Genomic DNA, 25,920 nt, shown 5'->3' with positions numbered 1-25,920 from the left:
TGAGAAAATTTTGGGTTATTATGATATAAAAATTGCTCAGGGATGATAAATTGAGATGAAAATTGCCTTTCTCGACTTAAGCGACAGAAACTATAACATAGAAAGCGTTTATCAAATGCCAATGGGAGGTTCCGAGTCTGCGCTTTGTTATCTCGCCGAAGCTTTGGCACAACAAGGACAGGAAGTTTGGCTATTGAACAACATTTCAATGGCGGAAAAATCGCGGGGTGTAATGTGTGTGCCGATTAATATTGTGGCTAATGATTTATTACAAAATCTTGATGTTTTAATTGTTTTAAATATGGCGGTAGCCGGGACGAAAATTAAACCTCTTATTGGTAAAAATACCCGTTTCATTTTGTGGACGCAACACGCATCAGATCAACCGGCAATTTCTGCTTTACAAAACAGAGAGGAAAGAGAAAGTTATGATGCGTTTGCCTTTGTCAGCGAGTGGCAACGCCAGCAATATATAGAACAGTTTAATATCAATTTCAATAAAACTGCTATTCTCCGCAATGCCATTTCTCCCAGTTTTTCTGCCCTTTTTTCTAATGACATTTCCATCGTTTCTCAAAAAACAAAACCGCCGGTTATTGCCTATACCAGTACGCCGTTTAGGGGGTTAGATATCCTTGTAGAAATTTTCCCCAAAATTCGCGAAGCTGTGCCCGGCACCACGCTAAAAGTGTTTTCTAGCATGAAAGTTTACCAGCTTTCAAATGCAGATGAGCAGTATAATGAGCTTTACAAAAAATGCCAAGAAACCGAAGGAATAGAGTATATAGGTTCCGTCCCTCAGCCAGAACTTTCCCGTCAATTAAAGTTAGTTACAGCTTTAGCTTATCCAAATCATTATCCTGAAACTTCCTGTATTGCAGTCATGGAAGCAATGGCAAGTGGATGTTATGTTATTACCAGCAATTTAGGCGCACTACCCGAAACAACTAGCGGTTTTGCCTCGTTACTTTCTTGGAAAAATCCCGAAAATTATCAAACTTCTTTTATTAACGAAACTGTCCGTATTTTAAAAGAATCTCCCAATTTGGAAACTCACTTGAAACAACAAGTGGATTATATTAATAACTGTTGCATTTGGCCGGTGCGAGCACAAGAATGGATAAAATGGTTAAACCAAATTTGTAATTTTCAACAGCAGGCTTATGACGCTTTTTTACAAGGAAATTTCGGCGAAGCCGCAAGACTTTATGAGCAAGCAATTGAGGCTGACTCTACGATTATATCAAACTATTGGTATCTGGGTTTAGCCTATTTTTTAAATGACGAAGAATTGGAAGCACAAACAACGTGGTTATTCAGCCTATCTAACAGCAATTCCGAACAAATTACCGAATTTATTTCATTTTTGCAGAGCGAAATTAATCGGCAAAAAAACCTGGAAAATTATACAATGGCTGAACGTTTAAAACAGTGTATTGCAGAACTTACGAATTAACCACCGGCTTGCAATAAATCTGCAAAAACTCTCAACACCGGCTCACTTTCTGGCGACGCTAACAACGCACCTAAACGTTGCATAACTTCCTGAGACTGACTGCATTTTAGTCCCTCTTTTATCTGAGTAATCGCACCGGCGACATCTCCAGACCGCAATAACTACCCTGCCAAATAAAAAGCAAAAATTGCGTGATGATCGCCCGATTTTTTTGTTAAGGATGCCGGTAAAAAATCACCCGATCTTTTCCAATTTTCCTAACAATTTCTTCCGGGTCATTTTTTGTGGAATTATCATCAATCACCTCAATTTGCATCTCATCCGGGCCCGGATCTTGAGCTAAAATACTTTGCAGCGCTTGTTCTAAAAATTTTGTATTATTATAAGCCGGAATCATTTCCGACCAAAAGGGTCTTTTTTCGCTTGTCATCGGCTCTATTTTTGGATAACTAAACTGTGTCATTTTCTTCTATAATTTGATTAAGTTTTTCTAAAGCATCCCTTGCCGGCCCAAAATTTTCATCAAAACTAAGCGCCAACTCAAAAGCCTTCCGCGCCTCTTCTAATTGCCCCAACTCCCTGAAAACACAAGCCATATCATAAGCCGGATAAATTGTCATATATCCCCCATCAAAAGGCTCGCCGGTATAGTAGCAATTTTCTCTACCTATTTTAATACAATTCTCAAAAAAAGCAATCGCCTCCTCAGTCAAACCTAAGCCCCGATGAGTCACTCCCGCCAAATAATTTAAAGGTGGAAAATTCGGACACCATTCTAAGCCTCTTTGTAACAAAAATTGCGGATCTTCAAAATTATTTTCTTGCAAAAAATGTACCGCCAAATTAACAAGCAACGAAGGCACAAACCTAAAATCTTCCGGCGGGTTTCCCTCCAGCAAATTTAAAAAAAGCCTGTCAAAAGCCTCTTGATAACACTCCATTGCTTTTAGCGGCTGTTGAGTGTCTGCATACATCCCCGCCAAACAATAAAGCAACATCAAACTCAGCCCTTCTTCCGCACGAATACGCTCTAAAATCGGAATATTGCGATTAAGACTTTTCTGAAATCTTACCTCCGCTGTTTCATACCCATAATGCAAAATTCGTAGAGATTCTAAAAAGCCAATTTTATCAGCCCTCAGAAGTTTATTCTCATACCTCAAATCTTCGTGAAAACGCTGTTCAAACCTCAACTCAGGAAGATTACGAAATAATCGCAAAGTATGCAAAGGAGTCATCCCATCAGGTTGAGAAGCTTCCCTTCTTTGCAACGTATATCCCAGCAAATTACAATCAATTAAACTTTCCCTAAAATAATCTTCAAAAACAACCAACTCCTCATCAGCATCCAACACCAAAACCCAATCAAAAGTCACCAAAGAAAGCGCATAATTTCGAGCAGCCGCAAAATCATCACACCACTCAAAATAACCAAGTTTGGCTCCAAATTCTCGCGCTATTTCTACCGTATCATCGGTAGAGCCGGTGTCCACCACAACTAACTCATCCACATAAGGTTTCACACTAGCTAAACACCGGCGTAAATTCGCCCCTTCATTCTTAACAATAGCACAAAACGAAATCTTCATAAGCCTATAATAAAAAAATGCTGGGCAAAGCCCAGCCTACAACTTACAAATGACTCTCAATCACTTGCCGATATTGACTCTTTTGCTTAACACCCTTAAACTCCGTCACTAACTCCTTATCTTTGAAAAATTGCACAGTCGGAGTACCAGTCACCCCAGCATTTTGAGCAATATCTTGATCTTGTTCAATGTCAATTTCCACATAGTGAATTTTGCCATCAAACTCCTCAGCAACCTTACCCAAAATTGGCTTCAAAGTATGACAAGGGCCACAAGTTGGTGACGCATATTTTACCATAATTAAACGGTCACTTTCATGGAACAATTTTCTCAGCGCATAGCCTCCAGCATGGCGGGTTGTTGTAATTTCAAAAGTCTCCGCAGTATCCGCTTTTTGCTCATTCACCGGCTCAGCAGGCTTGTGATCTTCCTCTGCTTGTTTAAATTCCTGAGCTAAATTATTAACCGATAACCAACGTTCTGCTAACATCGCCGCCATACATCCAGTACCCGCCGCAGAAATCGCTTGTCGAAACTCGTGATCTTGCACATCTCCCGCAGCAAAAACACCTTCCACAGACGTTTCCACAGAGCCATGTTTTGTTACCACATAGCCAATTTCATCTAACTCTAATTGACCCTTAAAAAGCTGCGTATTTGGAGTATGACCAATGGCATAAAATAACCCCTTCACCGGCAAATCTTTTTCCTCACCAGTCTGGGTATTTTTTAACTTAACTCCATCCATTCTGCCATTAGCAACATCTCCATAAATATCCACCGCCACCGTATTCCAATGCACAGTAATTTTCGGATTACTTAAAACCCGATCTTGCATTGCTTTAGAAGCTCGCATTTTATCAGTACGCACCAACATATTAACGTGGGAGCCATACTTTGTGAGATAAATTGCCTCTTCCGCCGCCGTATCACCGGCCCCAATCACCGCCAAGTCTACGCCCTTAAAAATCGGTGTCGCACCATCGCAAATCGCACAAGCAGAGATCCCGCGACTCCAGAATGTATGCTCACTTGGTAGCCCTAAGCGTTTGGCAGTAGCGCCAGTAGCAATCACAATACTGTGGGCTTTAACTTCCCGTTCCTCCGACTTTACGGTAAAGGGACGCTGTGTGAGGTCAACAGATATCACATCTTCTGTATATAATTCGGCTCCCCAGCGTTCGGCCTGAGCCTTCATGCGCTGCATTAACGCGGGGCCGGTGATACCTTCAGGAAAACCAGGGAAATTCTCAACCTCAGTCGTAGTCATCAACTGACCGCCTGGGATACCGCCCATTTGGTAGCCCTCAAACACCACCGGCTTGAGGTTGGCCCGACCGGCATAAATCGCTGCTGTATAGCCTGCCGGCCCGGAACCAATAATCACCAAGTTTTCTACGTTTGCCATAGTTTTACTTAAACTCATAACGACTTCGACTTACGTTTATTATAAGGCTTATTGTTGATTATGGGATGTGATTTTCGTCACAGGCGACTTTCTGGACAGGGAGGCAGGCGGGACAGCCGCCCCACCGGCCTAAAAAGCAAGAAACAATGAACAATTATCGGTAGCACAACCAACGCTCACTCTCAGAAACCTCAGAATTTGTTTGCAAATAATCCCCCGCTCAATGACAACCGGCCTCAAACAAATGTAACTTTAAAATACATTTAAAATCCCATAAAATCACACTTTGCTCATCAGAAGCCATCACCATTATATCGCCGCTTAAAAATTTAGATAACTTTATCATCAGGCAATAAAGTTATAAAATATTTACAGCCCTTATTACTAAAGCATTATGCAGCGAATATTAGAACCCGAAGTCATGGACACTTGGCAAGAAGCCATTGAATATGATGCAATGGATTTTACACAAGTCAATCGTGCCTTTGCCGAAAGCGTAATCCAACTTGCACCACCGGCACCAGCAACAATATTAGACGCCGGCACCGGCACCGCCCGCATACCCATCTTTATCGCCCAAATGCGCCCAAATTGGCAAATTACCTGCATAGACTTATCAGAAAATATGCTAAAAATAGGAGCAGAAAACATCGAGAAGGCCGGTTTAGAATCCCAAATTAACCTCCAATTAATCGATGCCAAAAAAATGCCCTATCCCGATGCCCATTTTGACCTAGTAATTTCTAACAGCATCGTCCACCACCTTAGCGATCCCTTACCATTTTTATGCGAAATCAAACGAGTATTAAAACCCGCCGGCGCTATTTTCCTCAGAGACTTATTAAGACCGGCATCTAGCCAAATTGTAGACTCTTTAGTAAAACAATATGCCGGCGACTGTAACGAACATCAAAAACAACTCTTTTGCGACTCACTCCACGCCGCATTTACCCTCGAAGAAGTGCAGCAAATGATAGAAAAAGCCGGTTTAGAAAACATCAAAGTTTATCAATCTTCAGACCGGCACTGGACAGCAGAACGAAAAATTTAAAACAATTTCGACTCAGCGAAGGTAAACAAACAATTTCTACAAAGCTGCTTTGTTTTAGAAACCGGCTTTGTAGCTATGATATCGTCGGTAAAGAATCGGTCTGGTTTTCATCAACTTGTCGCAAAACCTCAGCTTCCGCCAAACTATCCTCCGTGTCACTAACACCCGAATGAACCAAATAATTTAACTTCAACTCCTCCAACCAATCAGAAAGCAAATTTTCAATTTCAGAAAGCGTTTTCGTATCCCGCAACTGCCGGCGCAATTCCGCACTAAAATCTCGCGTTAATTGGTCTAAAATTTGCTTAGCCTGCGTATCAGAATAAGAACTAGCCACCACATCCACCGCCGCACCCGCCAGATAATTTGCAGTTTGTTCGATCACCTCCCTTGGCAAAACACCCAAAGCCGGTATTTTTTGCAAACCTTGATAAAGATTCGACTGTTTAAAAGCACTTTCAATACTGTGGTGCATCAGCGCCTCCAAATTTGGCTGCACCTTTGGCAAAACTTTACTGATAGTAACCTGCATTAGCCGGTCAGTAATCGCCTCCACCTCATCAACATTATTCACCGTCACCAAAGGTTTAGGCTCAAGTAAAAACCGCGCCGCATCACCATTGCGAATCGCATTTTGCAGCTTATTAATAATCCGAATAATCACCAAATCCGTCATTTGATCCGCCAAAGGCGCCGCCGGTTCGTGAGACGCTTGAACCAAAAATCGGTCAAACTTCAACAAACCAGCTTGATGCAAACGAACCCCCACAGAAATCACCCGCAAAGGCCGCAAAAAAGGCAAAACCAAAAACACATCATACCAGCGCCTTATCATCGCATCCAGCCAAGTTTTCACCGAAAGCCTGCGCGAAAGCCAATACGTCCCAATCAAAAACTCCAAGCCAAAAAAACCAATAAAAAAACTATCAATCATCCAAAAATTATCTATCGGATACCCATATTGATTGAGACTCCGAGAATAATTTGGTAAAATCAAAGGCCGAATTTGGGAATTAAAAAAAACCAGTTCCGATTGCAAACCGGCTTGTTTCAAACGTTCCACACTCCAAAACTGCTCAAAAGCTTGTTTTGCCGAAATATTGCCAACATGAGCAGAAATGCGCTGTTGAACCTGAGCAAAAGTTTCTGAACCCAAACCCCCAGAAAAAGGATTTTCATCCATTAAAATTTCGCTTTCCCTTCGCAGAGTTTGCAAAAGTTGTTGAGTTTGGGAATTTTCCAGGCCGGTTTGCGACACCTGCGCCCCCAGTTCATCCACAGTCCTCAGATATTTTTGAGTAACAGGGTGCGGTTTAATACCTTTAAGAGGATCATACACAGCCACCAACTGAGGAAACTGACGCACATAAAAATTACGCAGAGGAATATAGCTTGTATTGAACAAAACTAAAACTAAATTTATCAACGCAACCAATGCACTAAATTTTGCCCACCTAGAAACCGGATGCAAAATTTCAGAAGTTTGAGAATTAGAATGTAGATTTAAAGACAGCCGTTGCATAACTTTTATAGGCCGTAGACCAGATATTTCTCACTTGATCTTGCCTGTTTTTAGCCCAATTTGACCTAATCCTAAAGGATGAAAAATTTAACCCCTAGGCTTTGCCCATCGGCTTATAATGGTGGGCCAAACAACGGCTTAAGATTCAGGAAACTTCCCCTCTCTCACTTCCCTGCAATATTCCTGCAAAGCTTGCCCAATCGTCTCTTGCAAATTTGCATATAACTTAACAAAAGGAGGCTGCCGGTTAGAAAAACCCAACAAATCAGCAGTCACCAAAATTTGCCCATCACAAAAACTTCCCGCCCCAATACCAATAGTAGGAATAACAAGCTGCGCCGTAATTTCCTTCGCCAACTCTGCCGGAATATGCTCTAAAACAATAGCAAAAGCACCCGCCGCTTGCAAAGCCAAAGCCTCCCTTAAAATCCGTTCCCCAGCCTCCTTTGTTTTACCCTGTTGACGATAACCAACCTGATGAACAGATTGCGGCGTTAAACCCAAATGACCCAAAACAGGAATCCCCGCCAAAACCAAACGTTCCACAGTCTCCGCCATCACCGGATAACCCCCCTCCAACTTAACCCCATTTGCCCCCGTTTCCTTCAAAATTCGTCCCGCATTTTGCAAAGCTTGCTGCGGAGATTCCTGATAACTCATAAACGGCAAATCCACCACCAGTAAAGCCTTTTTCACAGCCCGCTTTACCGCCTGTGCATGATGAATTACTGCATCCATAGTTAAAGGCAGCGTCGTTTCCATACCCAACGCCACCATCGCCAAAGAATCCCCCACCAAAATCAAATCTACCCCCGCCTTATCCAACAACTCAGCAAACAAAAAATCCCAAGCAGTCAACGCCACAATAGGACGATTTTGCTGTTTCCACTGCATTAATTGTTGGATAGTAACCACCATATTTCACTGATTATCCTTATTAACTTAAGCAAATATTATTAGCATAAAATGCTCATATTGTCAAGTTATTTTCAAGCCTTGCAAGACAGAGAACCTGCCTCCGTCTTCCTCAGAGTTAGCTTTGCTACCTGCTTTATTTAAAACAAAAGCTTAGCCTCCCAGCCATAAATATTCCCAAGCAAAAAATTACCGAAATCCCAAAAATCTTAAGACAGGAATCAACACATAATAAACCCAACCCAAGCAAAAAGTACCACTACTTCCCAAAAAAGCAAAAAAGATCACGCACGCCGAAAATTCTTGCCACCCCAACTTACCCGCCACAGCATTTGAGTTAAACAAAAAACTTAACTCTAAAGGAAAAACAGCCAGGAAAACAGCTACAAAAACCGCCGTTCCCATAGCAGCCAAAGACCCCAGCAATAAATGATGCTTTGGCAAACCTAAACCCAAGGTCAGCAAAGCAATCCCAATCGCAGAAAATCCCATAAACTGATTTAAAATTTGTGCCGATGACGGTGGAATAGTCTGCGCGAACAACCATCCCACAATATAACCCAAAATACCAAGAAAACCGGCCCGCCAAAATTGTCTTTTTTGAGAAAAACTGCCCGACTCTGTTAAACCTAAAGCTGTGCCAAAACCGGCCAAAGCAAACAGAAAAAGCGCCGGTTCAATTACCATCCCACTTTCAATTAAACCCGATTGTGTTGATAGCCAAGCAGCAAACTTTCTCCCCACCGGCACCCCATAAACCAACCAACACCCCATTCCCGCCCCAATACCTCCTCCCAAACCGGCCATGATCATTCCCAACAACGTATCTAAAAGAGCCTGAAAGCTATAAGTTAAAATTCGCCAAAAGTTTTTAGTTAAACCGGCCAGCAATTTATAAAAAACTTCCGCAACCAAAACAAACGGCTTAAAAATTAACCTCAAAATAGATAAAACTACATCAAAACTGCGAAGTGCTTTAGCAACACGCTTGCGCCGGCGCGAAATTTTTGCCAAACGCCCCAACAATTCCCCAGCAGAAGCCGGTCGGTTTTCCGGGGCCGGTGAAATCATCTCATCCAAAAGATCCGCCAAAGCAGGATTAACCTGTGCATGAGGACGCCACCGACAAACCAGAGTATGGGGATCATCCAAATCCCCCGGATAGCGACCGGTCAGCAAATGAATAAACGTCCGAGCCAGAGCATAAAAATCAGCCGGTGGGCCAACCACACCCCCCGCTATTTGTTCAGGAGGACTATAACCCGGAGAAACCAAACGAGTTGAGATATTAACGCCTTGCTTTGTACCTTTATATAAATGAGTAGCAATTTGTTTGACCCCGCCAAAATCAATCGCCACCAACTGCTGAGTTTCCCGACGTAACATTAAATTGGCCGGTTTGAGGTCGCGGTGGATAATCCCGCGCCGGTGGAGTAGCTGTAAAATATCCACAGCCTGATAAAGCCAACCCACCGCCAAAGCTTCAGGACACCCCTGCGGATAACGCTCTAAAATTTCCTCAAGGGTTTGACCATTAATTTTTTCCATCACCAAACAAGGCAGAACCCTGCGGCTCGGATTAACAACCTGCACCCCAAAATAACTATCAGCCTCAACCCTTGGTATCCCCGCATGGCGCAAACTTGCCAAAACCTGCGCCTCTTGCTCAAACAACCTTAAAGCCTGATCAGAAGACTCAAGCAAAACCTTAAGTACCCGTTCCGTTTGAGACTGGAGATCAAAAACCGTATAAGTCACCGCAAACCCCCCACTTCCCAACTGTTGCAAAGGAACATAGCGATCCTTTAGCTGCAATGACGTACCGCAACTTTGGCAAAACCGATTACCCCAACGTTGAGAAGACGGACGGGGGCACTCAGGATTAATACAGTGAACAGAAGTCAGGGAAAAAGACTGAGGCACAATAACTCAAAAAACGGTGTGCAGTAAGCGCAAGTCTGTATTTTGGCTCATTGTAGCGGCTAAAGGGGACGTGGGTACGGGCGACTGCCGACTTGCAATTGTTTAAACGCACACCACTCTTAACCATGACAAGAGTATTTATGCTCAAGTTTTTAGGTAGTAACAAAATCTTAAGAATTCGCAAAAAAGATAAACAAAAATTATCACCCGATGAAAAAGATTTGAAGAATAACTTATTTGATCCCTGATATAGTGTAATGAGCTTGACCAAAACAAGCTGCTGAATCGACGATTTAGGAAGGGGTTATGACTTACGCTTCAACGCAGACGCAGACAAAAACTGGCTACAAAGCCGGTGTAAAAGACTACCGACTGACATATTACACACCAGATTACACACCCAAAGATACTGATATTCTGGCAGCTTTCCGCGTCACCCCTCAGCCTGGAGTTCCCCCCGAAGAAGCCGGCGCTGCTGTGGCCGCTGAATCTTCCACCGGCACCTGGACAACCGTGTGGACAGACTTGCTGACCGACTTGGATCGATACAAAGGTCGTTGCTACGACATCGAACCCGTCCCCAACGAAGATAACCAGTATATTTGCTACATCGCCTATCCTTTGGATCTGTTTGAAGAAGGCTCCGTTACCAATATGTTAACCTCCATCGTAGGTAACGTATTCGGTTTCAAAGCCCTGCGCGCCCTCCGGTTGGAAGATTTACGGATTCCCGTTGCTTACCTGAAAACATTCCAAGGCCCGCCGCATGGTATCCAAGTAGAACGCGATAAATTAAACAAATACGGTCGTCCCTTGCTGGGTTGCACCATCAAACCGAAACTCGGTTTGTCTGCTAAAAACTATGGACGCGCTGTGTATGAATGCTTGCGCGGTGGTTTGGACTTCACCAAAGACGACGAAAACATTAACTCTCAGCCTTTCCAACGCTGGCGCGACCGTTTCTTGTTCGTAGCAGATGCGATCAAGAAATCTCAAGCTGAAACCGGCGAAATCAAAGGTCACTACCTCAACGTAACCGCTCCTACCTGCGAAGAAATGATGAAACGCGCCGAGTTCGCCAAAGAACTCGAAATGCCGATCATCATGCACGACTACCTGACTGCCGGTTTCACCGCCAACACAACCTTGTCTCGCTGGTGCCGCGATAACGGTGTGTTGCTCCACATCCACCGCGCTATGCACGCCGTGATCGACCGTCAGAAAAATCACGGTATCCACTTCCGCGTATTAGCCAAAACCCTGCGGATGTCTGGTGGCGACCACATCCACACCGGTACCGTTGTGGGTAAACTCGAAGGCGAACGCGGCATTACTATGGGCTTCGTAGACTTGCTCCGTGAAAACTATGTCGAACAAGACAAGTCTCGCGGTATCTACTTCACCCAAGACTGGGCTTCTATGCCTGGTGTTATGGCCGTTGCTTCCGGTGGTATCCACGTTTGGCATATGCCGGCATTGGTGGAAATCTTCGGTGATGACTCCGTGCTGCAATTCGGTGGCGGTACCTTGGGCCACCCCTGGGGTAATGCTCCTGGTGCAACTGCAAACCGCGTTGCTTTGGAAGCTTGTATCCAAGCTCGTAACGAAGGCCGCAACTTGGCCCGTGAAGGCAACGACGTTATCCGCGAAGCTTGCAAGTGGTCTCCTGAATTGGCCGCAGCTTGCGAACTCTGGAAAGAAATCAAGTTTGAATTCGAGGCAATGGATACCGTCTGATGACTGCTCATTAGTCATGGGTCATTAGTCAAGAGTCATGGGACAAAAGACTAATGACTCTTCCAGAGGCCAGTCTTTGGCGAAATCCTACAGGTTGTAGTAAAAAAGTAATTCCCAATGCTGTTTAGCCAAGGGAAAGCGGCTAAGTTGTTGTACCTAAAGCAAGAGGCGTTTCGGCTGTCGCTTGCATAACATTTTGGTAAAAGAACATAACCGCAATATCAAAAATCACAACCAATATGGATATAAAACAAATCGCCAAAGATAGCGCTAAGGTGCTGATGAGTTACCTGACTTATCAAGCGATGCGGACTGTATTAGCTCAACTTGATGAAACGAATCCTCCCTTGGCTTATTGGCTGCAAAGGTTTTCCTCGCAAGCCAAAATTCAAGATGGTGAAGCCTACTTGAAAGAGTTATTTCAGGAAAAGCCAGATTTGGCAATTCGCTTATTGACTGTGAGAGAACATCTCGCACAGGAAGTGATGGACTCCTTACCGGAGATGGTTCGCACCGGCATTCAGGAAGGAAATATGCAGCACCGCCGGCATCATCTGGAACGCATGACGCAGTTAAATTTACCTGAGACGGCATCACACCCCGAACAGGAAGCAAGTCAACCTAATTTGGATAATTTATCCACTTAGGGGCTAATTAAGCATTAGCAATTACCAAAATCGTCGATAGTTCTGCAAGACACTGAGGAAGACATGAAGACCCTACCCAAAGAGCGCCGTTACGAAACTCTTTCCTATTTGCCCCCGCTTACTGATGCTCAAATTGCCAAACAAATCCAGTATGTTTTGGATAATGGCTATTTCCCCGCCGTTGAGTTCAACGAAAATTCTGAACCGACTGTTTACTACTGGACAATGTGGAAGTTGCCTTTGTTTAGCGCCCGCAGCACCAACGAAGTTTTGAACGAAGTTCAACAGTGCCGCAGTGAATACCCCAACTGCTATATCCGCGTTGTTGCTTTTGACAACGTGAAGCAGTGCCAAGTTTTGAGCTTTATCGTTCACAAACCCAATACTCGCGGTTATTAATTTAATCGCCGTTTGTAGCTCCTTGAAATATAGGGCTACAAATATAAGGCCCGCCGGTGCGGGCTTTTTTTTTAGATAAAATTTGATTTTTAATTGCAGGACTTACGCAGAGACGACCAATATAGGGACAACCACCCTTCGGCAGGCTCAGGGGAAACCAGCGCGATTGCGCGTACAAGTAGTGCTGATTGTCATAATTTGCGTAAGTCCTGCCGAATTTAGAGGCACATCCATTGCTGGTTGCAGAACTCAAAAGACGGGGGTTGACGAGTTAAGATTGTACTTTCAATTAATACTAAAAGTGGAATAATACGCCCTTCTAGGGATTCTTGAGTGTTGGCTCGTTGATTATTGCGGCTTGAGGCGAGTGGCTTTTATCGGTGTACCTAAACAACCTACTCTCAGCATTTGCCAACTCACTATATTATTGTATGATGTGGATGTGCTAAATTTAACTTGTAAGATGGCAGTAGTGAGCATTAGAGAATAACCCCAATTTAGAATGACACCCATTGACAAGGCTCACTCTTGTCAATAATTCTGAAGAAATTCAAATTTATTCAGGCTTACAGACAAATAACTTTCTTAACTTGCTCACTTATCGATCACCTTATCGATTTCCCAAAAAACGATTAAACCTTATGTCCAATAGACCCATTCAAAAGATTCTTTTCGGAAGCCCTGGAACCGGAAAAAGTTATAGGGTTAAAAGTAAAATAATTCCTGGGCAGTTAAATATAACTGACCAGTCAAATATTATTACAACTGTCTTTCACCCAGAATACACCTATGGTGATTTCATGGGTAAATTAATGCCACTTACCGATGATAATCAGAAAGTCTCATACAGATTCTATACAGGACATTTTTTGAAAGCCCTTGGAATATCTTATACAAACATCATAAGCGCTCATCGAGATTATGAGTCAGCAAAAAACAAGGTAAAAGATGAATACAGGCTGAAGCTAAGAACTGTTGATGAATTAGCATCAGGTGCTAAATTGAACCCAAGTCAAGAAAAGGAACTAGATAGATTATATGACTTGGTTGAAAAACCAACCCCCAACAATGTTGTATTAGTAATTGATGAATTAAATAGGGGGAATTCCGCAGCTATATTTGGTACGGTATTCCAATTACTTGATAGAGCTAAAAATGGGTGGTCAGAGTATCCGATTACCATTTCTGATATTGAAACTATTGGACTTTTAAAAGAAGCAGGTTTTTCAACCTTCTATACAACGGAGAGTGGATCTTCAGAAAAGAAATACAAATCTCAAGGAAAAGAGTGTAAGCAAGACGAATATAATAAGGCTCTGGAATTGGTTTTTGATGACTTAGAAGAAGATGAAAAAGTTAGTTTGCTAGATAACAAAATAAAACTTCCGCCAAATTTATCTATTTTGGCTACCATGAATACTTCTGACAACTCAATCTATTTTATGGATAGTGCCTTTAAACGTCGTTGGGATTGGGAGTTTGTAAATATTGAGGATGATGGACAAAGAAACGTAGTATCGAGCAGAAGAGTAAAACTTTACAACAATGATACTTGTGCATGGAATGATTTTGTTGATAAGTTAAATGAATTCATCCGCAGTCATTACAAGACAGTTAGAAAAATTGAGGACAAACAGATTGGTTACTTTTTTATTAATGAAGAAACTATAACAGAAGAACACATCAAAAATAAATTGATGTTCTTTATCTGGGATACTGTTTTTAGTAACAATCGTAAGCCTTTGACTGAACTTTTGGGAATGACTGAAAGAGATTTAGTTACATTTGGACAATTTACCCAAAAAGATATCGTTCAAAAATTTGTTAAAAAAATAATGGCTCTGTAAATGTTTGACCTCAGTAATATAGATATCATTAAAACCGATCAACAACGTGGCTACAGTAGCTATTCGTTCGTCGGTCTTCAGAGAAATCAGCAAACTGATCGCTTAGAGTTTTGGCTGCCGTTAGGATTTGATGATTTTGATCATACAGATTTTAACCTAGTCAAAGGTTTCTTCTTCAAGATGTACCGAACCTTCAAAACGTATCTGCAAAGAAAACAGAATTATATGGAGAGCAAAGACATAACCATTAATCGAGACGGAATTATTGAAAATGAAAACGGATTTAGTTTTATCAATGAAAATAATGAACAGGTAGTTTTTTATGGCAAACTCAATTCTTTAGATAAAATACTTGAGGGTTACGATGAATTGCGAATTTCGTCTTTAGAAAAAAGACAAAGGAGAAGCCCCGAAATTGACTACTCAAAGATTCATCGGTATATGCACCAAGCTATCTATCTTGATAAGGATGTGATTTATATTGACGAAATGAATATTGCTAAAAATATCTTAGTCAAAGAAAGTCCGCCAATTTTACAACTTTTTTGTTTTATTTACACCGAAATCAAAACAGAGTTGGAAGAACTAGAACATATTTCCGATAGGGCTGCCGAGCTTGCCGAGGAGTTTAAAGAAAACTATTTGCAACCTGACAGTAGTTTATTTGGCGAAGATACATTTGCCGAAACTTTAGATATTTTGAGGGAAACCCTAGAAGATATTGACACTAAAACAGCCTATAAAGATGATGATTATTGGCATTTTTTTGAAGCAGTAGAGGCGTTTTTATACGGACAGCGACAAGAAGATAATAAAGGTATTTACTGGGGTTTTAGCAGTTTCTATGATATATGGGAGGATATGTGCCAAACTTATGTACTCAATACACCTGAATATAAAGAAAGAGCAATCTTTGCGGATGTTGAAGGAAGGCTTAAACAATTAATCAATGAATATCCTATTAATCCATTTGAATTAAAATTGAATAATTTGCCAAGAGTACGTTCTTTGCGGCCTGATTTAGTATTGAAGGCGAAAGAAAAATACCAAATAGAAAATGTTTATAAAACTGAGCTAATAGATTTACCAGGTAGACAATCGGTTTTTAGAGTTAAGTTACTACCAAACCTTTATAGTTTTAAAATAAACCATCCAAAAATCTATGCTCAGTATCTAAAACTTTCACGACCTGAAGAACATAATTCAACTATAGGTTCTATCCGACCTAGATGTATGTCTAATGAAAATTTAGAATTATTTAAAAATCTTTTAATGCAAGCTTTTCAGGCTTCATCCTCCTCTGTCAAAATTGTTGACTACAAGTATATGAGGATTTTGGATTATGAAAGGTACTCACCAAACTATATTGATAAAAAAGGCGAAAATAAAGTAAAAGATGATATACAGAAACAGTTAATCTATGAATGGACAGTACAGCAGAATTGGAAGGAAAAAACTGAAAGTGAGTTTTGGATACCTTATTTCTCCAATGACCCGTTAGTGTTGGAAGAGTTACACACAGTAAGTAATCTTCACTTCAATCAAAGCAAAATTCAACTGGTAAAAATTAATTTCAAAACAATTCAAGATTTTTATATTAAGCAAGTAATAGTATGATAAAGCATGATTCGGCCCTTAGCGTTATCAGTCGTTTTAATCCTGTTGTTTCACTAGATCCACAAGTTCGGCAAATAGTGAATGAAGAGTTTATTTATCCAATTTTAAAGGATTTTTTTATAGATAAAGGAGGAATTGATTATTATGAAGAGTTAGATCCTGATAAAATTAAAACTGAAATTGAGTTTTCACAAAAGGATACCCAAGAAAGCTATGTAAAATCCTATGTTTACAAAGAAGTGATGAATGTAATAAGTAAAAATGATGATGGGACGATAAATTTCAAGCCCAGATATGTTGTTTCTTTTGACCAAGACTTAACAGACTTTAAAGAAGAAAGGGGTGTCAAATACGGAGAATTGAGGCTAGGAGATGCGCCTATCCTATATTTTATTTATCTGGATTTACAAGAAGTTATACAATTTATCAAAAACATTCCCCAACTAAATCAGACTGAGACAAAAACATTGAAAGTTTCAGAAACAGCGGAAGAAAGAAGGAATAAATTAATTGACGAATTAGTAGGAGCAAAGCATCGAGCATACATCACCGCACCGCAAAATCAAAAAGATAAGATAAAAACAGAATTAGATAGGCTTGTAAGTTTAAGCCAGCAAAAATTACAAGGTAACGCTGGAAAATTTCGTGTCAATCTTTCTTGGAATACAACTGATGACTTGGATTTACAAATTAGTACCGAAGGAGGTAGAATAGATTATCAAAATAAGACAGTTGAGTATCAAGGAATAATTGGAAAATTAGATATTGACGCAAATGCCAATGAAAACTCTGTAAGTAATCCACAAGAAAACGTAACTTGGGAACAAATACCCAAAGGAAAACACACCGTCTTAGTGAATTTTTATAAGGATCGAGAGAAAAAAGAAAAAGTAGCATTCACAGTTTTTATTGATAATGGAGATGATAGCAGAATTTACAATAGTTTCGTACAATTTACAGGCAATAATAAGACAAGGCGAGTTGTGCAATTTGAATTTGTAAATGGTGAGATGCACTTGACGGAGCTATTATAATTTTTGGTCAAGGAACAAGCCTAACTCTTTATAAGACATTGCCAAATTTATTAACAGATTCTGGTTTCCCTGGTAAATAAGACTTACGGAATTTAGTTTTAGCCATATAAATAGCTTCCTTAGTTGTCCATTGTTTATGTGTAAACAAATCCGCAACATTTTTCAACTGAACTAAACTTTTATAGTCATACTAAATCCGGCTGGCAAGAGTATGTTATAATCAAACAAAAATACGCTCCATAGCAGCCATGCCAAGAAAACTTGAGCTAGTCCCCCACCTGAATGAGGCAGAACTAAAAAATCGATACCGAAAAGCTAAAGATATGGTCGAAGCTAGACGTTGGCATCTACTATGGAAAGTGGCTTTAGGATGGACAGTTAAAGAGAGTGCTGCTTCGGTCGGTTTAAATTATGATTATGCCCGTAGGATCATCAAGAAATATAATGAAAGGGGGGTTGATTCGATTGCCTCTGGCGCAGCGGGAATCGCAGGCGGGACGCCTGCGCCACTAGCTTGTTTGAAACAACAAAACAGCAATTTTGTATATGTTAAATATTTTGAAGACAACAATTTGCAAAAAAGCCGGTGTCCTGGGTTTAAATGTAACTATATTACTGAGTTTACAAGCGTTGTTGCCGGTGGGGCCGGTTCAGGCAGCACAAACTTTTACTTGCACCGGCACTATGAGAAATGGCTGGGTTTATACGGCGCAATATGTGAATGGCCGGTTTACGCAAATAAGCTGGAAACGGGCCGGTCAACCGCCGCAAGTTTCTACGTTAAAATACGACAGAGAAAACAGCAAAGGTCAACCGATCTATCGGGGAAATTTCCAGGCGGCGACGGCAGTAACACTGGTGGATCTTTCCAAAGGCAATATTAAGCCTGGGGCACAAATTTCTGTGGGTGTTGAAGAGTGGGGATGGGCTAGAGGAAATTGTGGCATAAATCCAAAATAAACACCAGTTTCGCATCTCTAAAAACCCCTGCTTAAAACTCTAAAATTCGCTTTGATTAATGTTAATAATTGAGGCTGATAATCCCTACCAAAATTAGTTATCCTTAAACAAACTTGAAAAATATATAAATTAGCTAATAGACCTCATAATGACGGCTTCAACTATCAGAAAAACAACGATGTTTAAAAAAATATTCAAAACCAACCCTTTTGTCATAAAATTTTAACTATAAGGGTAAAACAAGCGCTCCTAAACTAGCACAACAATGGCATATTACATTTCCCCCCGTTTTCTCGATAAACTAGCAATCCACATTACCAAAAACTTCCTCGATCTGCCGGGGGTTAGAGTTCCTCTCATTTTGGGTATTCACGGACGCAAAGGAGAGGGTAAATCTTTTCAATGCGAATTAATTTACGAAAAAATGGGCATTGAAGTTGTCCACATGACTGCCGGTGAATTAGAAAGTCCTGATGCCGGCGATCCGGCGCGTCTGATTCGTTTGCGCTACCGTGAAGCTGCCGAACTGATCAAAGTTCGCGGCAAAATGGTGGTGTTGATGATTAATGATTTGGATGCCGGTGCCGGTAGATTTGATTCAACTACTCAATATACTGTTAATACTCAGTTGGTAAACGGTACATTGATGAATATTGCCGACAATCCTACCAACGTACAACTACCGGGTAGTTATGATTCTACACCTTTACATCGCGTGCCGATTATTGTCACCGGCAATGATTTTTCGACACTTTATGAACCCTTAATCCGTGATGGACGGATGGAAAAATTTTATTGGGAACCAAACCGCGAAGATAAAGTAGGAATTGTAGCGGGAATTTTTGAACCCGACGGAATTTCTCGCAGTCAAGTTGAGCAAATGGTCGAGACTTTCCCCACCCAAGCAATTGATTTTTTTGGGGCTGTGCGAGCGCGAATTTATGATGAACAAATCCGCGATTTTCTTTATAAAGTCGGCTTTGAAAAAGTTTCATCACGAGTAGTAAATAGTTCTGATGGGCCGCCGAATTTTCCGAAGCCAGATTTTAGCTTATCTCGTTTAATTGAATTTGGTAATTTGCTGGTGCAAGAGCAAAAACGCATTCAGGATATGGGCCTGGTAAGAGAGTATAATCAGGTGTTAAGAAACCCGAATCAAAACCAAAATGTTAACGCACCGGCACCCACACAAACTATCCCTGTACAGCAGCCAATTGCACAGCAGCCGGTTGTTAATTCCAATACTAGCGGGAATGGAAAAAACGGCGTGAGTGCAGAAGTGATGGAACAGGTGCAGCAGATTTTAAGCCGGGGTTATCGGTTGGGTATAGAATATGTAGATGAGCGCCGGTTTCGGACAAATTCTTGGACAAGTTGTGCTTCTCTTTCGCCAGAGGAACAAGAGTCAGCACTTACGGCAGTTCAACACTGTTTAAAAGACCACAGTAGCGATTATATCCGCTTGGTAGGAATTGAACCGAAGGCAAAACGGCGGGTTGTAGAAACGATTATTCACCGGCCCAATAGTTAGTTTTTTCGTCTGCTGAGTGCTGGGGCTACTGCTTTGTTATAATTGGTAGGGAGTAGCCCCTACTATAGGCGTTATTAGCCCAAAAAAAAAGCAAAGAAATAAGGGAGTTAAACAATGGCAATCACTGAAATAGAATACGCCTTATTTACGAACCTTAAAGAGGCAAAAATATTACCTGAAAAGCCTCATGTTTTAGAATTTGGCGAAAATAACTGGTATGGGGATGTGCCGGTGGCTCAACTTTTGCACGATATTGAAAATTCCAGCAGTAATGATCGGTCAGAATTGGCAGAAAAGTTAATAAAGATTGTAGATCAAAAAGAAAACAATCCTTGGATTAACTTTGATCTTGCTAAAATATTTTGGGAATTTTTTGTAGACTACGAATCTCTGACAGCAATTGATATGGGAGGGCCCAATGCTCATAAGTTTGATTTAAACTATCCGGTGATTATGGATAGGCAGTTTGATATTACAGCAAACTTTGGAACTTCTGAACACATTTTTAATCTGGCTCAGTTTTTTGCAACGGTTCACGATTTAACAGCACCAGGGGGGATAATGTTGCACGCTTTTCCTTTTACCGGCTGGATAGATCACGGTTTTTATAATTTTCAGCCTACGTTTATTTGGGATTTGGCAGCACAAATGAGATACGATATTATCTCGTTTATTTATGGCGAAATGCAACCGTTAAAGATATTGAATATTAGATCAAGAGAAGATGTTGTAAAAATGGCCAAAAATAAGGAATTTGGGAATAATGGGCTGCTGTACACGGCACTAAGAAAAACCCAAGACAATGAGTTTTTACCGATTATACAAGGATATTATGGCAATATTGTGTCTGAGGAAGTTAAGAAAGCTTGGGTGGAGTTGCGTTAACACATTAGCGAAGCAATGGAAACTCACTTTCAATATTCCACCGGCTCCCATCATGTTGTAATAAGGTAAGGTGGGAGGCTGTAAAAGTAAATTGCAGTTTTTTGTCTTTATATTCCGGCCATGCAGCTTGAAAATTTTGTTTGGTTAAGTCTTTAAAAGCAACGGTGAGATGGGGGGAAAAAGAGCGATTTTTGGATTTGATATCGATGATATTAAGGTGGGTTTCGAGATGGGTGGTTAAGTCTGATTGGAGGGATAAGAGGGCCGGTGTTTTAATTACATTAACGTAAATGACGCGGGGGGGAAATGCGCCAAACCCCGAGAGGAGAATGTTAACCGGCTCTCGCATTTCGGCAAATTCTCTCAGGGTTTGGTGGAGTACCGGCACGTTTTCGGGTATCCATTCAAAGGGGGGTTGTAGGGTAATGTGGGGAGGGGAGTTTAGAGCACGGCGAGAGTTGTAGTTTGCGGCGAAGTCTTGCTTAATATGGTTGACATAAGCAAAAATATCGGGGGGTGGAACAAGGGCAATAAAAAAAAGTTTTTTTGACTTATCCATTTTTCAGTTTCTTGCAGTGATTGGAAAATTAACCCGACTTTCTTTTTGAGATGATAGTACCTTTCAGCTTGACTCGTGTACCGTGAAGGAATGTAAAATTAAAAATCAAAAATCTAAAACCCGATCATGCCTTGGTTTGCAAAAATTGAACAGGGAATTGTAGAAAAAACAACGTTTGACCAATATGTGCCGGCGCACAAAGAATATGTGCGAGAGTTGATTGAAAAAGGTCACAAAGCGCGTACCGGCTATTGGGCGCGCAGGGGTGGGGGGATGTTGCTGTTTGAGGCGCCGTCGCGTCAGGAGGCGGAGGAGATCGTGGCGCGAGATCCTTTGGTGGTGAATGGTTGCGTGAAATACGATCTTTTTGAGTGGTGTGTGGTTGTGGAATAAAAAAAGTATGTTATATTGAAATTGACTCGGATTCATGCGATTTCAACGCCCAAATCTTGTCAGGCCCGGAAGGGAGCAGCAACACGGGATGCTTGTGATAGGCGTGTTCTCCGGGTCACTTTTTTTTTCGGCCAAAACCGGCAGATGGCGGTGGGCAATTTTTGGGGTTTGCTCCTATGCTGGAATTATCGCAGCACTATAGGTTTTAGGAGCAAAAGTTAGGATGCCTGGTTTAGGAGATATTGTACAAAAGGCGTTTTATTTGGGCGTTGGGTTGGCTTCTTTTGCCGGTGAGAAGGCCGGTACAACTCTCTCGCAAGTCCGCTCTCAAGCGCAAAAATTGGCGGAGGAGATGGTGGAACGCGGCGAGATGTCAACCGACGAAGCGCGAAAGTTTATTGATGATATGGTGAGTAAGGCTCAGCAGCAACAGGCTGAGGTGCAGGGACAGCAACAAAAGCCGGCTGAGCCTCGCAAAATTGAGATTTTGGATGATGATGAGGAGCCGGTGAAGGCGGAAGGTAAGGAGGCGGATACTTTGCGAAGTCAGGTAGAGGCTTTGCAGGAAGAGTTGCGCCGGTTGCAAAAAGATTGAGTGTGTAAAGATCCGTGATCTTGGATGTCCACCCGGCCTGTTAGGGATCAGAATAGAGAAGGATGCCGGCAATTGTCCTGTTTTGAGGAAGAAATGCCGGCATTTTTAGGTTGTTGTTGCTGAAGCAAAGAGACGGCAATGGAAGATTGGCAAAAAGGTTTTATTGAAGTATGGGAAGTTGCGACGAACGAAGTCGAGCAAATTTTTACGGAAATGGCAGAGGGAGCAATCGAGGTGATTGATTCGTTTCTTCAGTCTTCTGAGGAGATTTTTGAGCAGTTAGAAAATGCAATTCCTGCTGATTTGGAGCAGTTTTTTAATGAGTTAGTTGAGCCGGTGGTTGAGGTTTATTTGGAGTTTGAGAGAGCCGAAGATATTAATCAGGCTGATTTGTTTGTGCATTATGTGGAACCAACGGAGCAAAAAAATCCTGCCTGTCGGGGTTGTCAAAATTATCACGGTCAAGTTTATGGGGGAAATTTGATGGTTTGTGGGATGCACCCTTTTGGTTGGGAGGGCGAAAGTTGTCCTGATTGGCAATCTTATTAATATGAAAATGTCTCCACTTGGAGACATTTTTTTTGTGGCGTGGGGGCCGGTGTTTGTTATGATCAGCCTAGGTCAACTATTGATTTACAGATTTTAAACAGCCTCTCTTTTCCCTAATGATAAACGATCAGGAATTCTTACACGGTGCAGCGTTTTTACGGCTTATTAACTCAGGAGAAAGTATCACTATCTTGCACGCATCGGAGATTCATCCGTCAGTCTACCTAGTAGAAGGTTCTGGTAAAAAATCTGCTATTTTATTTAAAGTGTCGAAAAAACCGACATCTGCATGGTCTTTCACTTTAAGCAACACGGAAGAGTTGACCTTTGATAAGGTGCATTATGAGTATCCAGGGTTTTCTGTATTTCTAGCTTTTGTCTGTCACAAAGACGGTATTTGCTGCATCGCTCTTGAGCGCCTTCGCACTATCTTGGAAAAAGATGCTGTTATGAATGGTCAGCATATATCTGTGTCAAGACGGGCTCATGGAAGCTATCATATAAGTGGCCCTGGGCGGCAACGGTTAGAGCAAACTGTACCACAAAATGACTGGCCTCGTGTAGTTATATCAAAGTAAAAGAGTAGTTATGAGTAAGACTCCAATTAAAACCGATGGGTATTGCATTAATACGCTGATAGGTCGGTTGGAAAAAAAAATAGGGGATAAAGCCGCAGAACAATTAAAGCAAACTGCTGTGGAAATTGTACAAAACTGCGTTGATGTTTACTCCGAAAAATTCGGCGAGGGGGATGTGGGGGCGACAGGTAGCGGTTTTGTCAGTCTTCCTTATAAGGGAACAAAAGAACAAGAAATTCCCTACGGCACAACAGGGTTAATTTATGGCAGAGTTCAAAGTGGTAAAACTAATACTACCATTGCTACATTGGCAATTGCTCAAGAAAATAAATTTCGTTGTTTCATTGTGTTGACTTCAGATAATACTTGGTTGGGGAAACAAACGGCGGATCGTTTCAATAATCAATTAAAAGGAGGGCCGGTGGTTTTTAATTGGGAGGAATGGAAAAAACATCCTGAAGATTTTGTCAAAAATAAATTACTTCACTATATCAAAGACACAGGCGTTGTGTTGGTATCCACAAAAAATGTGCGTCACCTTGACAACTTGCTTAAAGTTCTCAAGTATGCTAAAGCCAATACCGTACCTTGTTTAATATTTGATGATGAAGCGGACAATGCTAGTTTAAACACCAATGAAGCAAAGCAAGCAAAAGATGACAAAGAAACAGTCCCCGATAGTAAAATTTTTGAAAAAATTGGAAAAATTCGTAAAGCAGTAGCTAACCATATTTATTTACAAATTACCGCTACTCCACAAAGCTTGTTACTTCAAAATCTTGACCATCCCTGTAAACCAGCTTTTTGTGCCGCTCTTCCTGAACCAGGGAATAGTTATATGGGAGGAGACTTATTTTTTACAGAGAGCACTGCTTATTGTCGCACGGTTAATGCTGAAGAATTGGAAGCGCTAAAAAAACAGAAAGGAAAAATTAACCCTGGGAGCAACTGGGATATTCCTGAAGGTTTGAGACTTGCTTTGTGCTGTTTCTTTTTGGGAGCAGTGTACAAAATGCAATCTGAGCCTGATGGCATCTATTCTTTTTTAGCTCATATTTGCTACAAGCAAGACAATCAAGAAAATTTAGAAAAAATTATTAGCGGGTTTGTTGTTGAACTTGATAAATCTCTAAGAGGACAATTGTCAGCCACCAAGGAAGAGCAGGCGCGAAAATGGCTAACTGAAGCTTATCAAGAGTTAAGTAAGACAGCACTTTATTTACCATCTTTGGATTACTTAATTGAGGAGTTAAAACATGAATTAAGGCGTGCAATTCCAAAGGTTATCAATGCCAATAATCCTGATAAAAAACCAAACTATACCCCAGGAATGAATATTCTCATAGGTGGTAACAGGCTGGGGCGGGGTGTAACAATTGAAGGTTTGATGGTGACATATTATGGACGTGATGCCAAGCAAAAAGTAATGGATACCGTGCATCAGCACGCAAGAATGTATGGATACCGCGAACAGTTGAAAGATGTTACTCGTTTGTTTTTGCCTCAACATATCTTAGAAGCTTTTCGTGCTATCCATGAGGCTGATGAGGCGATGAGAGAAGCAATTGGAGACGATCCGAACAATATTAAAATTCAGCCGGTGTGGGTTGGGCCAAAACTGAAAGCTACTCGTTCTTGTGTCTTGAATCCAGCAGAAATAGATGCTTTTATACCTGGCTCGCATATTTTTCCACGGGCTCCCCTTTATAAATCCTCGGATGTAAAAGCAGAGACAGAAGAGTTAAATAAACTACTGAACCCCTACACAGAAAATGATAAATACTACGAAGTGGATATTGATTTCTTGATTGAAATAATTTCCCATACACACAGCCACTATGTGAGCGGAAGGAAATGGGAAGACAAGCGGGTTCAAAAAGCACTTCAAGGAATGAAGGCTAACGGTATTGAAAAGGGAAGGCTTAATGTTCGGAGGGGTAAAACGGGTGAAGGACTAGGCTTAACACGCCAAGAGCCGAGTGATTGGGGAGGGTATGGTTTTGCTACCAGTACATGGATCACTAAAGCTAAAAATGAATATCAAAATGTTCCTACAGTTTTGATGATGTATGAAAAAGGAGAAAAATACAAAGGAGAAAAATACAAGCGCTGGGACAATCAACCGCTCTATCTTCCTATGCTGATTCTGCCTAAAAGTAAGTTTGTGTTTATGTTTAATTACGCAGATGAGTCTGAAGAAATAGAGGATGACTTGGAGTGGGATGATTCAGAAGAAATAGACGAACAAGAATGGCTACACGCCGCCGCAAATAATCCAGTATTTGCATTTTTGCACGATGCAGAAGAAGATATTTATACCCTAGCGGACGGAAAGCCATTCAATGATTAAAGGTAAAATTGTTCTCGTAGATTTCCCCTTTGATGATTTATCAGCTACAAAGTTACGTCCTGTTCTTTGTCTAACTAACCCTGTGGGAAAATATGAACACATTTTGTTTGCTATTATTACCAGCAAAATTCCATCAGATTTGATGGAAACTGACATTGTGCTTAATAGCAGCCATCCCGACTTTGCCAGCAGCGGTTTGCACAAAGAATCTACTCTTAGACTAGATCACTTAATAACCCTTCGTAAATCCATGATTAGGCGAGAATTAGGTGTATTATCCCCAGACACACAAACTTTAATTGCTGACAAATTATGCAATTTCCTAAAATCCTAATCACACCAACCGCATAGAAAGTATGCACGGATAAATTTAGA

Annotated in this window: 25 protein-coding genes, 1 other RNA gene and 1 pseudogene; 19 read left to right on the top strand and 8 right to left on the bottom strand. The window is 41.3% G+C overall.

The window, feature by feature from the left end; translation table 11 throughout:
* The first annotated feature begins 55 nt into the window (after positions 1-55).
* Positions 56-1,456, top strand: a complete 1,401-nt coding sequence (locus tag NG798_RS13425; RefSeq protein WP_261223574.1) for a glycosyltransferase — start codon at positions 56-58, stop codon at positions 1,454-1,456.
* Here NG798_RS13425 and NG798_RS13420 read toward each other — a convergent pair.
* The 4 genes from NG798_RS13420 to trxB are packed head-to-tail and all read right to left on the bottom strand — an operon-like array spanning position 1,453 to position 4,453.
* On the bottom strand, positions 1,453-1,614 hold the full coding sequence (locus tag NG798_RS13420) for a hypothetical protein (protein WP_261223571.1): 162 nt from the start codon (positions 1,612-1,614) through the stop codon (positions 1,453-1,455). The two genes, NG798_RS13425 and NG798_RS13420, sit on opposite strands and share 4 nt — an antisense overlap.
* Positions 1,615-1,670: 56 nt before the next feature.
* Positions 1,671-1,919, bottom strand: coding sequence for a glycosyltransferase family 2 protein (locus NG798_RS13415; protein ID WP_261223569.1), 249 nt, complete (start codon positions 1,917-1,919; stop codon positions 1,671-1,673).
* Positions 1,906-3,045 carry a glycosyltransferase family 2 protein gene (locus NG798_RS13410; RefSeq protein ID WP_261223567.1) on the bottom strand — a complete coding sequence of 380 codons (1,140 nt, stop codon included), beginning with the start codon at positions 3,043-3,045 and terminating at the stop codon, positions 1,906-1,908. The genes NG798_RS13415 and NG798_RS13410 overlap by 14 nt, the downstream gene beginning before the upstream one ends.
* A gap of 43 nt (positions 3,046-3,088) precedes the next feature.
* Positions 3,089-4,453: a thioredoxin-disulfide reductase gene (gene trxB, locus NG798_RS13405; RefSeq protein WP_261223929.1), complete on the bottom strand. Its 1,365-nt coding sequence runs from the start codon at positions 4,451-4,453 to the stop codon at positions 3,089-3,091.
* Between the two features lie 394 nt (positions 4,454-4,847).
* On the opposite strand from trxB, the gene NG798_RS13400 reads away from it, so the two are divergent.
* Complete coding sequence (locus NG798_RS13400) at positions 4,848-5,504, top strand: class I SAM-dependent methyltransferase (protein ID WP_261223565.1); 657 nt, start codon at positions 4,848-4,850, stop codon at positions 5,502-5,504.
* Between the two features lie 73 nt (positions 5,505-5,577).
* On the opposite strand, the gene NG798_RS13395 is transcribed toward NG798_RS13400, so the two are convergent.
* The 3 genes from NG798_RS13395 to NG798_RS13385 all read right to left on the bottom strand — a co-directional run bounded on the left by NG798_RS13395 (position 5,578) and on the right by NG798_RS13385 (position 9,864).
* On the bottom strand, positions 5,578-7,026 hold the full coding sequence (locus NG798_RS13395) for a hypothetical protein (protein WP_261223563.1): 1,449 nt from the start codon (positions 7,024-7,026) through the stop codon (positions 5,578-5,580).
* A 138-nt stretch (positions 7,027-7,164) separates the two neighbouring features.
* On the bottom strand, positions 7,165-7,944 hold the full coding sequence (gene panB / locus NG798_RS13390) for a 3-methyl-2-oxobutanoate hydroxymethyltransferase (RefSeq protein WP_261223561.1): 780 nt from the start codon (positions 7,942-7,944) through the stop codon (positions 7,165-7,167).
* A gap of 186 nt (positions 7,945-8,130) precedes the next feature.
* Positions 8,131-9,864 carry a protein kinase gene (locus NG798_RS13385; protein ID WP_261223558.1) on the bottom strand — a complete coding sequence of 578 codons (1,734 nt, stop codon included), beginning with the start codon at positions 9,862-9,864 and terminating at the stop codon, positions 8,131-8,133.
* A 306-nt stretch (positions 9,865-10,170) separates the two neighbouring features.
* Here NG798_RS13385 and NG798_RS13380 point away from each other — a divergent pair, with 306 nt between their 5' ends.
* The 10 genes and pseudogenes from NG798_RS13380 (at position 10,171) to NG798_RS13335 (ending at position 20,521) form a co-directional block, all read left to right on the top strand.
* Positions 10,171-11,601, top strand: a complete 1,431-nt coding sequence (locus NG798_RS13380; RefSeq protein WP_261223556.1) for a form I ribulose bisphosphate carboxylase large subunit — start codon at positions 10,171-10,173, stop codon at positions 11,599-11,601.
* A 239-nt stretch (positions 11,602-11,840) separates the two neighbouring features.
* Positions 11,841-12,248, top strand: coding sequence for a chaperonin family protein RbcX (locus NG798_RS13375; protein WP_261223554.1), 408 nt, complete (start codon positions 11,841-11,843; stop codon positions 12,246-12,248).
* Between the two features lie 63 nt (positions 12,249-12,311).
* Positions 12,312-12,647: a ribulose bisphosphate carboxylase small subunit gene (locus tag NG798_RS13370; protein ID WP_261223552.1), complete on the top strand. Its 336-nt coding sequence runs from the start codon at positions 12,312-12,314 to the stop codon at positions 12,645-12,647.
* Positions 12,648-13,288: 641 nt separating this feature from the next.
* Positions 13,289-14,494, top strand: a complete 1,206-nt coding sequence (locus NG798_RS28010; RefSeq protein WP_317619597.1) for a restriction endonuclease — start codon at positions 13,289-13,291, stop codon at positions 14,492-14,494.
* Positions 14,495-16,111: a hypothetical protein gene (locus NG798_RS13355; protein WP_261223550.1), complete on the top strand. Its 1,617-nt coding sequence runs from the start codon at positions 14,495-14,497 to the stop codon at positions 16,109-16,111. It begins immediately after the preceding gene.
* Positions 16,108-17,145 carry a hypothetical protein gene (locus NG798_RS13350; protein ID WP_261223545.1) on the top strand — a complete coding sequence of 346 codons (1,038 nt, stop codon included), beginning with the start codon at positions 16,108-16,110 and terminating at the stop codon, positions 17,143-17,145. The genes NG798_RS13355 and NG798_RS13350 overlap by 4 nt, the downstream gene beginning before the upstream one ends.
* 248 nt (positions 17,146-17,393) lie before the next feature.
* Positions 17,394-17,597: pseudogene (locus NG798_RS28170) on the top strand (helix-turn-helix domain-containing protein); the annotation flags it as partial.
* 94 nt (positions 17,598-17,691) lie between these two features.
* Positions 17,692-18,105 (top strand): hypothetical protein, encoded by a 414-nt coding sequence (locus NG798_RS13345; protein WP_261223543.1) that lies wholly within the window; start codon positions 17,692-17,694, stop codon positions 18,103-18,105.
* Between the two features lie 265 nt (positions 18,106-18,370).
* Positions 18,371-19,636 carry a ribulose bisphosphate carboxylase small subunit gene (locus NG798_RS13340; RefSeq protein ID WP_261223542.1) on the top strand — a complete coding sequence of 422 codons (1,266 nt, stop codon included), beginning with the start codon at positions 18,371-18,373 and terminating at the stop codon, positions 19,634-19,636.
* 114 nt (positions 19,637-19,750) lie between these two features.
* On the top strand, positions 19,751-20,521 hold the full coding sequence (locus NG798_RS13335; protein ID WP_261223539.1) for a hypothetical protein: 771 nt from the start codon (positions 19,751-19,753) through the stop codon (positions 20,519-20,521).
* Positions 20,522-20,525: 4 nt separating this feature from the next.
* Here NG798_RS13335 and NG798_RS13330 read toward each other — a convergent pair whose 3' ends face one another.
* Entirely contained in the window at positions 20,526-21,080 is a 555-nt protein-coding gene (locus tag NG798_RS13330; protein WP_261223537.1) for a 2'-5' RNA ligase family protein, read from the bottom strand.
* A gap of 126 nt (positions 21,081-21,206) precedes the next feature.
* On the opposite strand from NG798_RS13330, the gene NG798_RS13325 reads away from it, so the two are divergent.
* From NG798_RS13325 to NG798_RS13295, 7 genes are all read left to right on the top strand, one after another.
* Entirely contained in the window at positions 21,207-21,473 is a 267-nt protein-coding gene (locus NG798_RS13325) for a YciI family protein (protein ID WP_261223529.1), read from the top strand.
* A 23-nt stretch (positions 21,474-21,496) separates the two neighbouring features.
* Positions 21,497-21,593, top strand: an RNA gene (gene ffs, locus NG798_RS13320) — signal recognition particle sRNA small type.
* Positions 21,594-21,696: 103 nt separating this feature from the next.
* On the top strand, positions 21,697-22,068 hold the full coding sequence (locus NG798_RS13315) for a phasin family protein (RefSeq protein ID WP_261223527.1): 372 nt from the start codon (positions 21,697-21,699) through the stop codon (positions 22,066-22,068).
* Positions 22,069-22,206: 138 nt separating this feature from the next.
* Positions 22,207-22,617 carry a hypothetical protein gene (locus NG798_RS13310; RefSeq protein WP_261223525.1) on the top strand — a complete coding sequence of 137 codons (411 nt, stop codon included), beginning with the start codon at positions 22,207-22,209 and terminating at the stop codon, positions 22,615-22,617.
* 116 nt (positions 22,618-22,733) lie between these two features.
* Entirely contained in the window at positions 22,734-23,195 is a 462-nt protein-coding gene (locus NG798_RS13305) for a hypothetical protein (RefSeq protein ID WP_261223523.1), read from the top strand.
* 67 nt (positions 23,196-23,262) lie between these two features.
* On the top strand, positions 23,263-25,545 hold the full coding sequence (locus NG798_RS13300) for a Z1 domain-containing protein (RefSeq protein ID WP_261223521.1): 2,283 nt from the start codon (positions 23,263-23,265) through the stop codon (positions 25,543-25,545).
* A complete protein-coding gene (locus tag NG798_RS13295) occupies positions 25,538-25,879 on the top strand; it encodes a type II toxin-antitoxin system PemK/MazF family toxin (RefSeq protein WP_261223519.1) in 342 nt (113 codons plus the stop codon). Before NG798_RS13300 ends, NG798_RS13295 begins: the two co-directional genes overlap by 8 nt.
* Positions 25,880-25,920: the final 41 nt, after the last annotated feature.

Source organism: Ancylothrix sp. D3o, assembly GCF_025370775.1.
Lineage (GTDB): Bacteria > Cyanobacteriota > Cyanobacteriia > Cyanobacteriales > Oscillatoriaceae > Ancylothrix.
This window is presented reverse-complemented; position numbering and strand designations above follow the sequence as displayed.

What these genes read in the sequence shown, in the direction of transcription:
- NG798_RS13425 (WP_261223574.1), top strand. Translation starts at nt 56, where the DNA reads ATGAAAATTGCCTTTCTCGACTTAAGCGACAGAAACTATAACATAGAA.
- NG798_RS13415 (WP_261223569.1), bottom strand. Translation starts at nt 1,919, where the DNA reads ATGACACAGTTTAGTTATCCAAAAATAGAGCCGATGACAAGCGAAAAA.
- NG798_RS13410 (WP_261223567.1), bottom strand. Translation starts at nt 3,045, where the DNA reads ATGAAGATTTCGTTTTGTGCTATTGTTAAGAATGAAGGGGCGAATTTA.
- trxB (WP_261223929.1), bottom strand. Translation starts at nt 4,453, where the DNA reads ATGGCAAACGTAGAAAACTTGGTGATTATTGGTTCCGGGCCGGCAGGC.
- NG798_RS13400 (WP_261223565.1), top strand. Translation starts at nt 4,848, where the DNA reads ATGCAGCGAATATTAGAACCCGAAGTCATGGACACTTGGCAAGAAGCC.
- NG798_RS13395 (WP_261223563.1), bottom strand. Translation starts at nt 7,026, where the DNA reads ATGCAACGGCTGTCTTTAAATCTACATTCTAATTCTCAAACTTCTGAA.
- panB (WP_261223561.1), bottom strand. Translation starts at nt 7,944, where the DNA reads ATGGTGGTTACTATCCAACAATTAATGCAGTGGAAACAGCAAAATCGT.
- NG798_RS13380 (WP_261223556.1), top strand. Translation starts at nt 10,171, where the DNA reads ATGACTTACGCTTCAACGCAGACGCAGACAAAAACTGGCTACAAAGCC.
- NG798_RS13375 (WP_261223554.1), top strand. Translation starts at nt 11,841, where the DNA reads ATGGATATAAAACAAATCGCCAAAGATAGCGCTAAGGTGCTGATGAGT.
- NG798_RS13370 (WP_261223552.1), top strand. Translation starts at nt 12,312, where the DNA reads ATGAAGACCCTACCCAAAGAGCGCCGTTACGAAACTCTTTCCTATTTG.
- NG798_RS28010 (WP_317619597.1), top strand. Translation starts at nt 13,289, where the DNA reads ATGTCCAATAGACCCATTCAAAAGATTCTTTTCGGAAGCCCTGGAACC.
- NG798_RS13355 (WP_261223550.1), top strand. Translation starts at nt 14,495, where the DNA reads ATGTTTGACCTCAGTAATATAGATATCATTAAAACCGATCAACAACGT.
- NG798_RS13350 (WP_261223545.1), top strand. Translation starts at nt 16,108, where the DNA reads ATGATAAAGCATGATTCGGCCCTTAGCGTTATCAGTCGTTTTAATCCT.
- NG798_RS13345 (WP_261223543.1), top strand. Translation starts at nt 17,692, where the DNA reads ATGTTAAATATTTTGAAGACAACAATTTGCAAAAAAGCCGGTGTCCTG.
- NG798_RS13340 (WP_261223542.1), top strand. Translation starts at nt 18,371, where the DNA reads ATGGCATATTACATTTCCCCCCGTTTTCTCGATAAACTAGCAATCCAC.
- NG798_RS13335 (WP_261223539.1), top strand. Translation starts at nt 19,751, where the DNA reads ATGGCAATCACTGAAATAGAATACGCCTTATTTACGAACCTTAAAGAG.
- NG798_RS13330 (WP_261223537.1), bottom strand. Translation starts at nt 21,080, where the DNA reads ATGGATAAGTCAAAAAAACTTTTTTTTATTGCCCTTGTTCCACCCCCC.
- NG798_RS13325 (WP_261223529.1), top strand. Translation starts at nt 21,207, where the DNA reads ATGCCTTGGTTTGCAAAAATTGAACAGGGAATTGTAGAAAAAACAACG.
- NG798_RS13315 (WP_261223527.1), top strand. Translation starts at nt 21,697, where the DNA reads ATGCCTGGTTTAGGAGATATTGTACAAAAGGCGTTTTATTTGGGCGTT.
- NG798_RS13310 (WP_261223525.1), top strand. Translation starts at nt 22,207, where the DNA reads ATGGAAGATTGGCAAAAAGGTTTTATTGAAGTATGGGAAGTTGCGACG.
- NG798_RS13305 (WP_261223523.1), top strand. Translation starts at nt 22,734, where the DNA reads ATGATAAACGATCAGGAATTCTTACACGGTGCAGCGTTTTTACGGCTT.
- NG798_RS13295 (WP_261223519.1), top strand. Translation starts at nt 25,538, where the DNA reads ATGATTAAAGGTAAAATTGTTCTCGTAGATTTCCCCTTTGATGATTTA.